The sequence below is a fragment of the Streptomyces sp. NPDC047974 genome (assembly GCF_040653375.1).
Taxonomy (GTDB): Bacteria; Actinomycetota; Actinomycetes; order Streptomycetales; family Streptomycetaceae; genus Streptomyces.
Genome location: NZ_JBEZNU010000069.1, coordinates 1 through 8,683 on the forward strand (window position 1 = coordinate 1; position 8,683 = coordinate 8,683).

At 66.3% G+C, this 8,683-nt stretch carries 9 protein-coding genes; all 9 read right to left on the bottom strand.

All coding sequences use genetic code 11. From position 1 onward, the window contains the following. Positions 1 to 2,017, bottom strand: a 2,017-nt coding sequence (locus AB0E19_RS37735; protein WP_362189505.1) for a hypothetical protein, incomplete at its 3' end; no start/stop codon positions are given. A gap of 3 nt (positions 2,018 to 2,020) precedes the next feature. Further along, positions 2,021 to 2,467 carry a hypothetical protein gene (locus AB0E19_RS37740; protein WP_165710221.1) on the bottom strand — a complete coding sequence of 149 codons (447 nt, stop codon included), beginning with the start codon at positions 2,465 to 2,467 and terminating at the stop codon, positions 2,021 to 2,023. Beyond that, positions 2,452 to 2,925 carry a hypothetical protein gene (locus tag AB0E19_RS37745; protein ID WP_049434065.1) on the bottom strand — a complete coding sequence of 158 codons (474 nt, stop codon included), beginning with the start codon at positions 2,923 to 2,925 and terminating at the stop codon, positions 2,452 to 2,454. Before AB0E19_RS37745 ends, AB0E19_RS37740 begins: the two co-directional genes overlap by 16 nt. Next, positions 2,922 to 5,054, bottom strand: a complete 2,133-nt coding sequence (locus AB0E19_RS37750) for a hypothetical protein (RefSeq protein WP_049434066.1) — start codon at positions 5,052 to 5,054, stop codon at positions 2,922 to 2,924. Before AB0E19_RS37750 ends, AB0E19_RS37745 begins: the two co-directional genes overlap by 4 nt. Beyond that, complete coding sequence (locus AB0E19_RS37755) at positions 5,054 to 5,644, bottom strand: hypothetical protein (RefSeq protein ID WP_005412402.1); 591 nt, start codon at positions 5,642 to 5,644, stop codon at positions 5,054 to 5,056. The genes AB0E19_RS37750 and AB0E19_RS37755 overlap by 1 nt, the downstream gene beginning before the upstream one ends. Before the next feature lie 99 nt (positions 5,645 to 5,743). Beyond that, the gene (locus AB0E19_RS37760) at positions 5,744 to 6,697 is read right to left on the bottom strand and encodes a hypothetical protein (RefSeq protein WP_049434069.1); all 954 of its coding nucleotides are present in this window, start codon (positions 6,695 to 6,697) and stop codon (positions 5,744 to 5,746) included. 26 nt (positions 6,698 to 6,723) lie between these two features. Continuing rightward, entirely contained in the window at positions 6,724 to 7,509 is a 786-nt protein-coding gene (locus AB0E19_RS37765) for a hypothetical protein (RefSeq protein WP_049434070.1), read from the bottom strand. Continuing rightward, on the bottom strand, positions 7,509 to 7,652 hold the full coding sequence (locus AB0E19_RS37770) for a hypothetical protein (protein WP_004154577.1): 144 nt from the start codon (positions 7,650 to 7,652) through the stop codon (positions 7,509 to 7,511). Before AB0E19_RS37770 ends, AB0E19_RS37765 begins: the two co-directional genes overlap by 1 nt. Before the next feature lie 17 nt (positions 7,653 to 7,669). Then, positions 7,670 to 8,683 (bottom strand): portal protein (locus tag AB0E19_RS37775; protein WP_362189515.1); only part of this gene is annotated, 1,014 nt, incomplete at its 5' end.

Consider the following 8,683-nt stretch of genomic DNA (forward strand, 5'->3'; position numbering starts at 1 on the left):
GCGGAGCACGGTGAGGGTGGCCTTGAGGGCGGTCGGGGACTTGGCGAGGAGCGTGTCGGCGCGCCCAGGTGGTGCGCTGCTCGACCCGACGACGCGCCTGGGATTCCGCAAGGTCTCCCTTCCAGCGCTGGTGCTGTGCCGCGATGGCACGCGGGTCGAAACCGATGGCGCGGCCGGTGTCAGGGTCAGGGATCAGCCAGTTGTCGGGGCCGACGATCTGCCACTGCCCAGGATTGCGGGGATTGGGCAGGGCCGACAGCTCATCCGGGTCGCGGCCGAGCTTGCGCGCGACCGTCTGGATCAGCTCGTCTACCGCTGGCTCGGCACCCTGCGGCATGCCGATGTTCGGCACGCGGCGGCCGTTGACGGTCGTGCGCTGGGCGTCGATCTGACCGACCGCTGCACGGATGGCGGCTTCGCCGGACACGCCGCCACGAGAGGCGATGCGCTCGGCTTCCTGGCGGATGCGGTGCAGCTCACGCGGGTCGCGCGGCTTGCCGTCGATCTCCAGGTAGTCCTTGATGCCGGACTTCCAGGTGTCGTTGATGACCGAGCGGGCCTCCTCGACTTCGCGCTTCGGTTGCGTCAGGACGCGAGCGGCCTCCTGGTGCGACTGACCGCTGCGCCGGGTGTCGTAGAGGTACTGGTCCAGCATCGCGGCAGCCTCGCCGCCAGCGACCGTATCGGCGTACTTGGGCGAGACCTTGCGGAGCTGTTCGTACAGCGTCGCGGCGTTCTGGAAGTTCTCCTGGAACGCCGGGTCGGCGCGCTTGAGGATGCGTTCGAGCTGAGGGATGACGATGCCCTGCCGTGCCCACTTCTGGAGCACCTGGCCGCGTGTGGCCTGCGGGGTTTCCTCCCACTCCTTACCGGCCTGCTTCTTGAGGTCGGCGTCGCTGATCTCGTAGGGGTTGCCCCCGGCGACCAGCTTGCGGATGCGCTCCTCTCGGGCGCGCTCCTTCGCTTCCTGCTCCCAGCGGCGGAGAGTCTGCTGCTGCTGGTTGTTCCAGTAGCGCTTGAAGGACTGGAGGTCGCCGCCGCTCAGGCCGAACTTGCTGGCCCAGGTGTCGATGGTCTTGTGGGTGAGCTGGCCGCGATCCGCGAGGCCCTGGAGCGTCCACTCCGCCTCGGCCATCGCCTGCTTGCGTGCCTCGTCCTCGCGGTGTGCGATTACGCGGGCACCAGCGGCAGCCGCCGCGCGCAGCTCGTCGCCGTGCTCGGTGTTCATCAAGCCTGGCTGGCCGTCGCCGCGGTCCTTCTCCAGGAACGCCAGGATCGACTGAGGATCGCGGTTGCCCGCAGCCAGCTCCTCCTTGGCGGCCTCGACGTAGAGTTCGTCCACGTCGCGCTTGTTGAGGTAGGCGTACTCCTCCTGATCCAGCATCGCGTACAGGCCGTTCATGCCCTCGGAGGTGAGGAACGTGCCGCCCTTGATGCCGTCGCGGATGATCGCGGTCAGCGACTCCTTCTGCCGCACCAGCATTTCCCGCATCGAGTCGGCCTGCCACTGCTGGCGGACCTGCTGCGCGGCGCGCATGGCGACCGGCATCAGGGCCTTGCGGACCTGCGGGTCTTGGAACTCGGGGTTCTGCGTCAGCGCCGCCATCCGCTCCTTGATGAGCGGCTCGATGTCGGTGCCGGGTTCGGCCTTGGCGATCTCCTTGGCCGCTTCGATCTGCCAGTCGCGGACGCGGATGATGCCGTCAGCCTTGAGGTAGCCGCGACGCCATGACTCCGACTGCTGGGCAACGAAGTCCTCGGCCTGCCGGGGCGTACCCTCGGCGTCCTCCTGCATACGTTGGGTCGCTGCGGCGGTGTACTGCTCGCGGCTGTTGGAGATCATCTGCGAGTTGACGGAATCCGAGACGCGCGTCAGCACCGCAGCGGCGGTGCGAGAGAGGGCACCGGCACCAGCGGAGGACGCCTGGTCAGCCTGCACCGCCAGAACGGGGCGCTCGGCGAGACGCTGCGGCACCTGCGCGCGGCGGATGATCTCTTGGGGTTTCGTGCGAGCCACGGGTTACTCGTCTCCGGGGATGGAATAGCGCTTGTAGGTTTGGATGTTGCTGTAGGCGTTCGCGCCTGACTGCATCACGCCGCCCATCGCCTCGGCATTGCCGGTGCGGATACGAGCGCGTGCTTCGGAGCCGCTTTCGACGACTCCGTTCCTGCGGTTCTTCTCGATGAGGGCCACGTCACGGCCAGCCTGGGCCATGATGTCGTTCGCCAGCAGCTCGACCGAGTTGCCGGACACTGCCGCTTCTGCTGCGGAGGCGCGCATCGCGGATCGCAGTGCGCGGGCCTCCTCCATGCGCTGTTGGGTGCGCTCGGCGGCCTGGTCGTTGATCTGCTCCTGCTGACGCTCCGCGGCTTCCTCGATGGCCTTGTTGTTCTGATTCTGGCCGTACATGGTCGCCATCGCGCTGACTGCGGCGATACCGACCTGGACTGCTACGGGGTTGCACATGGGGTCTTGGTTACTCGGACGAAGGGTGTCTTGGCGAAGCCGTAGGCGGACTCGACGCCGCTCTCGCGGAAGCCAAGCCAGCCGAGCCATCGCCGCGTGGTGACGGCGTGGACATCGACGAAGTTGAAGATGGTGCCGAAGGTGGCCGCCCACTCGTCGCTGATCCGCCGAGCTTCTCGGAGGAACGTGCGGCGGAACGAGGGAGCCACCAGGGCGTCGGTGCCCAGCAGCCAAACCGAGGCGATACCCTCGGCGTGCTGGGTGAAGCCGAAGATGCACACGGGAGAACCGTCGTGCATCGCGGCGAAACTGCGGTCGCTCGCGGTCACTGCGTATGCGAGCGCCTGGAGCGGGGTGTGACCATGCGAAGCCGCCACCTCCAGGATGTCCTCCTGCCGCATGTTCTCGGCGACGTGGAGGATGTCGCTGGCGGTGGGGCTTCGATAGGTCAGGGTCATACTCGGCTGCGGGAGACGAACATGCCGCGCCACTGTGCTGACTGGAACCAGCACTGGAACGGCAGGCGGTTGACGAGGTGCATGCGGACGCTGTTGGCGTCACCCAGCACGGGGAACCGGCGAGAGCCGGAGTGGAACGTCGGGGCGCTGGTGCGGAACACCGAGTCGTTGAGGACGCGCGCGGTGTACGCACCGGAGTGCGACGCCACGTAGGTCTCGACTCGGCCGTTGCCGTGTTGCTCGACCTCCAGCTCGAAGTACGCGCCGTCCTTGTAGGCGACCTCGATGTCACGCACCTGCGTGCGGCCCACCAGCACGGCCTGGTTCTGCCCGCCGCGAACGATGGGCTTGGTCAGCGTGAGGCGGTGCTCGTAGTCCATGCCGACGACCACGCGGCCCTCGGTGTGGTTACCGGGGAGCGCGAGGCGGGTGCGGGCGTTGTCCCAGCGCGCCTTGGTGATGTCGAGGTACGCGCCGGGGTCTTGCCAGTCGTCCGTCTTGAGGACGGTGACCGTCATGCCATCGGGCACGATGTAGGGTAGGTCGATCCAGGTCTCGTTGCCGAACTGCTGATAGGTGGGCTGCACCACCAGCATGCGGTCGAGCAGGAAGTTGTAGTCGCCCGTGGCGTCCGCGTCGTGCTGGTTGAGCACCATGCGGAACTTGAGCAGCTCGCAGCCGCCTCCCGGCGCTTCCGCGACGGCGTACAGCACGTCGTTGATGGCGTGCATGTGGACGATGCGGCCGACGCCGGAGATTGACCAGCGCGTCCATGCGGACTGCTGCTTCTCGTCACCGATCCAGCGGACGAAGTAGACGTAGAGCTGCGCGTCGGTCGGCTCGTCAGGAGCGAAGAACACGCAGTCGGCACCACTTGCGCTCGCCATCGCTCGCATGCGGCCCGGCATCAGCTTGGGCACATGCGCGGTCACGTCGGCGGCGTCGCCGGTCACCGACAGGTCGTCGATGAAGTATTCGCGCACGCTTGCGTATGCGCCGCTGTCCTCGGTGAAGTACAGCGACTCGCCCATCAGCTTCGGCCGGATGTACGGCGAGCTGCTGTAGCTGTTGACCGGATCGCTCTTGACGTTCTTGGCGGCCAGGTACGGCTCGGCGGTCAGGAGGAACTGGCCGCCCGCAGCGGCAAGGAACAGGGCCGACTGGAACGGAACTGCGTGGTAGAGCGTGGTGACGCCGTTCGACCCGCTGACGCTTACGTCGATGGGGTCGGCGTCGAGCACCTGGGTCACCGAAGTGCGCCAGAGGTTGAACGGGTCGGAGACCTCGGACATCAGCACGTTCTCCCCGGCCAGTAAGCCCAGGCGGTCCCGGTGCTTGAACACCTCGCGGATGCGCTGGCCGTCGATGGACGGGAACGGGTTGCTTTGCTCGTCACCCGCGAGGCGAGCGGTCCACTCCGGTCCACCGAAGGAGAACCAAAAGCCGTCCGCATGCACCGGATCGGGGATGCGCTTGAGGATGTGCGGCATCGTCTTGGCATCGAAGCGGTGCTTGATGCCCGGCCGGGCGACCTCCAGGTAGACCGAGGAGGACTGCTTCTGGACGTAGTAGTCGTCGAACTGCGACTCGGACGAGCCGATGATGTTGTAGATCGCGCCGGTCGGCACAACGGCCGAGCCTTTGTCACCGGGCTTCGGCAGGTCGGACATCGTTTGCGCCGATCCGTACAGCGAACCGGGCGACAGCTCGTCGCTCTGCTTCACGTCTACCAGCCGGTTGACGATGAAGGTGGTGTCGGAGAACGTCGCCAGCGCGAAGCACGACCACGCACGCTGTCCCTGGGTGTCCAAGTAGTTGAGCGCGTCGCCCGTGGCATTGACGGTGTATTCCTTGCCGGTCTCGTGGTCGAACACGCGGATGCTGCGGTGACCCACGGCGACGATGTAGCGCTCGTTCTCATCGCGGACGATGGAGTGGAAGGCACAGTCGTGATCGAGGGTGACGCCAAGTCCAGCAACGAACTCGGCGGGCGGGCGCTTGCCCGCGCCCATTGCGGCATGCAGCCAGGCGTTGATCGCCTTGGTGAGCTGGTTCGGCGAGCGGACGGTATCGTCCTGCTGCGACTCGCCTCCCAGGAACGAGGGATAGTCCCCCGTGATTAGCGGCATCAGCGGTCCCAAATATCAGACACGTCCGTCGAGCCACTGAGGAAGTTGTGGCCGCGGGCGTAGGTGAAGTCAGCGTGCTCCTGCGCGAAGATGAGGTATGCCTCCTCCTCGTGCTTCTCGGTGAACACGTAGAGCTGGTCGCTACCCAGCACGCTCGTCTGGAACAAACGCGCAGCGCGCACGGCGATGTAGCGGCGGGCCGACTCGGGCAGCTCCTCGTAGGCGAGGAACCAGGTCACGAAGTCGGCGGTGGGTGCCGACGAGAACGTGTCGGCGAGGGTGAGCGGGTTGATGAGGCGCGTGCCTCGGATCACCAGCGGCTCGCTTCCGCGTGCGGGGACGAGCTTGAGGATCGACTGCGGCGGCAGCACCTTGCCTTCCGCGTTGAGCGTGAAGGTGAACGACTCGCTGGTGTTGAACCACCAGCCAGCGGTTTGGACCTCGCGGCTCACCGCGCGGAGGGTGTCGCGCGCCTGCGAGGCGTACAGGTTGCCGAGCGCTTCGAGGTCGCTGATCGGCGCTTCGCCGATAGCACCGAGCAGCACATTGACGGCTTCGAGTTCCGTGGTCGGAGTGAGTTCGAGGTTCATGGATTCGGGGCAAAAAAACGGGGGACACCCATGTGGATGTCCCCCGTAGATGGAGAGAGATTGAAGCGCCGCGGGATTTGCCCAACGGCGCTGTATTGCTTACGGAGCCTTCGACAGCTCGATGGCACCGCGCGGAGCCAGGATGCCGTGACCCAGCGCGTACTTCGCCAGCATCAGGGTGCCCTGCTTCTCGCCCTGGTACACGTCCTCCAGGGACAGGTCCAGCAGCTTGAGGGTGCCGACCGCCGAGCGGTGGAAGATCACGCCCACGGTGTCCGCAAAGTTGCCGCGGTACTTGGCAGGGATCGAGGCCAGGGCCGACTCATCGACACGCGGCATCGCGTTGATCTTCACCAGCGGGATGCGAGCGACCGAGGAAATGATCGCCTGGCCGTAGGAGCCGTTCGATTCCGCGTTGATGTCGCGGTCGATCAAGTCCTTGTTCTCGGTCAGCAGATACCACTGAGCCGGGGCCAGTGCGCCAGTGAACTCCTGCGGGTTGTCCGGCAGCAGCTTCTCGTCGAACAGCATGCGGGCGTTGCGGAACGCATCGGCCAGCACGGTCGGATCGGAGGCCATCGTGGCGGCCTTGATGATGGCACCACCCGGCTGGCCTTCGACCTTGCCTTCGGTGGTGCGAGCGGCCAGGATCGCGCAGCGCAGCTCGTTCTGCATACGCTTGAGCGCCAGCTCCGCACCCTGCTGACGGGTGTACTCGGAACGCACGTCGTAGTGGTTCATCGCCTCGTCGATGTTGGCGATGAAGGCGTGCGAGATCAGCATCGGATCGAGGGTGATGATGGTCTCGTTGTGCTCGACCACCATGCCCTTGATCTCGGTGCCGGGCACATGGTACTCGGAGCCGATGGTGCCGACGTTCGGGAACGAGGCGGACTTGCCGCTCTCGATGTTGCGCACCGACACGCGGCCGTCCAGCTTGTAGTTCTCGACGAAGCTGGTGATGGTTTCAGCAGTGTAGTTCTGCTTGAACAGCGCCCAGGCGTCGCCGTTGGCCTGGGCTTGACCCAGGCGGGAGGGGATTGCGTCCGACATTTAGTCCTTGCTTGAGGTTGAGTGGATTACTTGAACAGCGGCGACACGGCCAGGCGGGCGGAGACTTCCGCGCGGTAAGCCGGATCACGGTGGTAGCGCACATCGCGCATCGCTTCGACGACCTGCGCCTGCGACTGGAACGGCTTGGGACCGGCATCGGCGTTCGCCGCGGTCTTGCCGTTCAGAAGGCGGCCGTTGCCGCCACGGAGGGCGACGAGGCCCTGGACTGCCAGCGCTGCGCGTCCGGCGTCGCCGGACTGCACCGCTTCGTTGAACGCCCGCTTCTGCTCGGCGCTCAGGTTGGTCTTGGCCCACTGGACCAGGCCGTCGTAACCGGCCTTGCCGCCTGCAGGCGAGTAGACGGCGTTCTCGTAGGTCTGCACGCGAGCGCGCAGGCCATCGACGTACACGTCCACCAGCTCCTTCGGATAGCCCGCGTCCTGGAGCTTCTTGTAGCTCTCCTCGGACAGCGAGCCGTTCGAGTTGAACTCGGTGGCGAAGTCGTCCAGGTTCAGGCCAGCCCGCGCCAGGGCGTCACGCGCGTCATCCGCGGTGGCGTCGTCGATGGTCGCGGGGCCGCCCTTGCCACCCTTGTCGTCGGCTGGCGTGCTCAGTTCTGCGTAGGCGGCTTCCAGCTCCTCCACGGTCTTGTACTTGCCGCCGAACAGGCGCTCGCCATCGGTGCCACCCTGCGCGCCCGGTGCGGGCTGCTGGGTGTCCTGGGAGTTCTGCGGCGGCTGCTGACCTGGGGTCGGCTGGCCGTTGATGCCGTCAAGGCTGACGGTCACTTCGGACTTGCCCGGCTGCGACATTACTTGTCCTCGGGCTTGTAGTTGACGATGACCAGGCCGTTCGTCTTGCGGGTGATCTCGGCCTTGCCCTTACGCTCGACGCTCGGAGCCTTCGGGGCTTCCTTGGTCGGCTTGGCGGGCTTCTCGGTGGTTTCGTTCGACATTGCGTCCTTCTCGGGGGTTACGGGGTTTGGGTCATCGCTGAGGCGATATTCGGAGCGGCACGGACCATCGCCTCCTGCGCCGAGGCGTCCTGCTGCTCGGCAGCAAGCTCGTCGTCGGAGCGGATCAGGCCCTTGGTGGAAATGTCGGAAGCGGCGGCCAGTCGGGAGATCGCCTCGCCACTGTTGAGGCGGCGTGCCTTCTCCTCTGCGCCGACAAGCGCATCCACTGCCTGACCGAACTCGATCAGCTTGTTCAGGTCGTGGCCGCGGCCGAGGGCGGCGATGCCTACGGTGATGCGCGGCTTGATGAGTTCCTGCGGCAGCTCGGGCAGGCGACCCTGCTTCTGGAGCTTGTGCAGGCGGCGGCGGATCAGCGGCAGCAAGAGCTGCTCGCCCGACATCGCCATGAAGCCGCTGAGGGCGTCGTCGAGTTCCTGGGTGAGCACCCGGATTTCGTAGGCGGTCACACGCTCGCCGGGGCGCTGCACGGCGGACTTCACGCCAAAGATCAGCTCCAGCGAGTTCGCCAGCCCTTCGGCCTCCTGACGCACGAAGTTCAGGTCGTAGGCTTTCTGGAGCTGGAGCGTGGTCACGTCGCTGGCCTCGCCACGCAGCACCGCGCCGGACTCGGCCTCGGTGAGCTGGCGCTCGCGGATCGTCGAGGTCGGCTTGAGGAACATGATGATCTTCGCCAGGGCGGCGGCACCCTTACGGATCGCCTTGCGCAGCGCCTCCAGCGACTCGAACGCGCCCACGTAGTCGTAGACCAAGCCCTCGCCGTAGTCGTCCACGAGGGACGGCGGGGCGCACAGGGGAATCCACGGGCAGGCGTCGATGGGGTAGGTGCCCACGGTCTCGGGGACTTCGACGCCCTCGACCTCCTGGACCACTTCCCACTCCTTGCCATCTTCCGAGCGACGCACCCAGGTGTAGAGGTTCACGTCGTCGTTCTTGGTCTTTTCGTCGCGTTCCTGGGCGAGCTTCTGCATCACCGCCGCGCGGATCGAGTCCGGCAGCATGGCCGGGGCGAT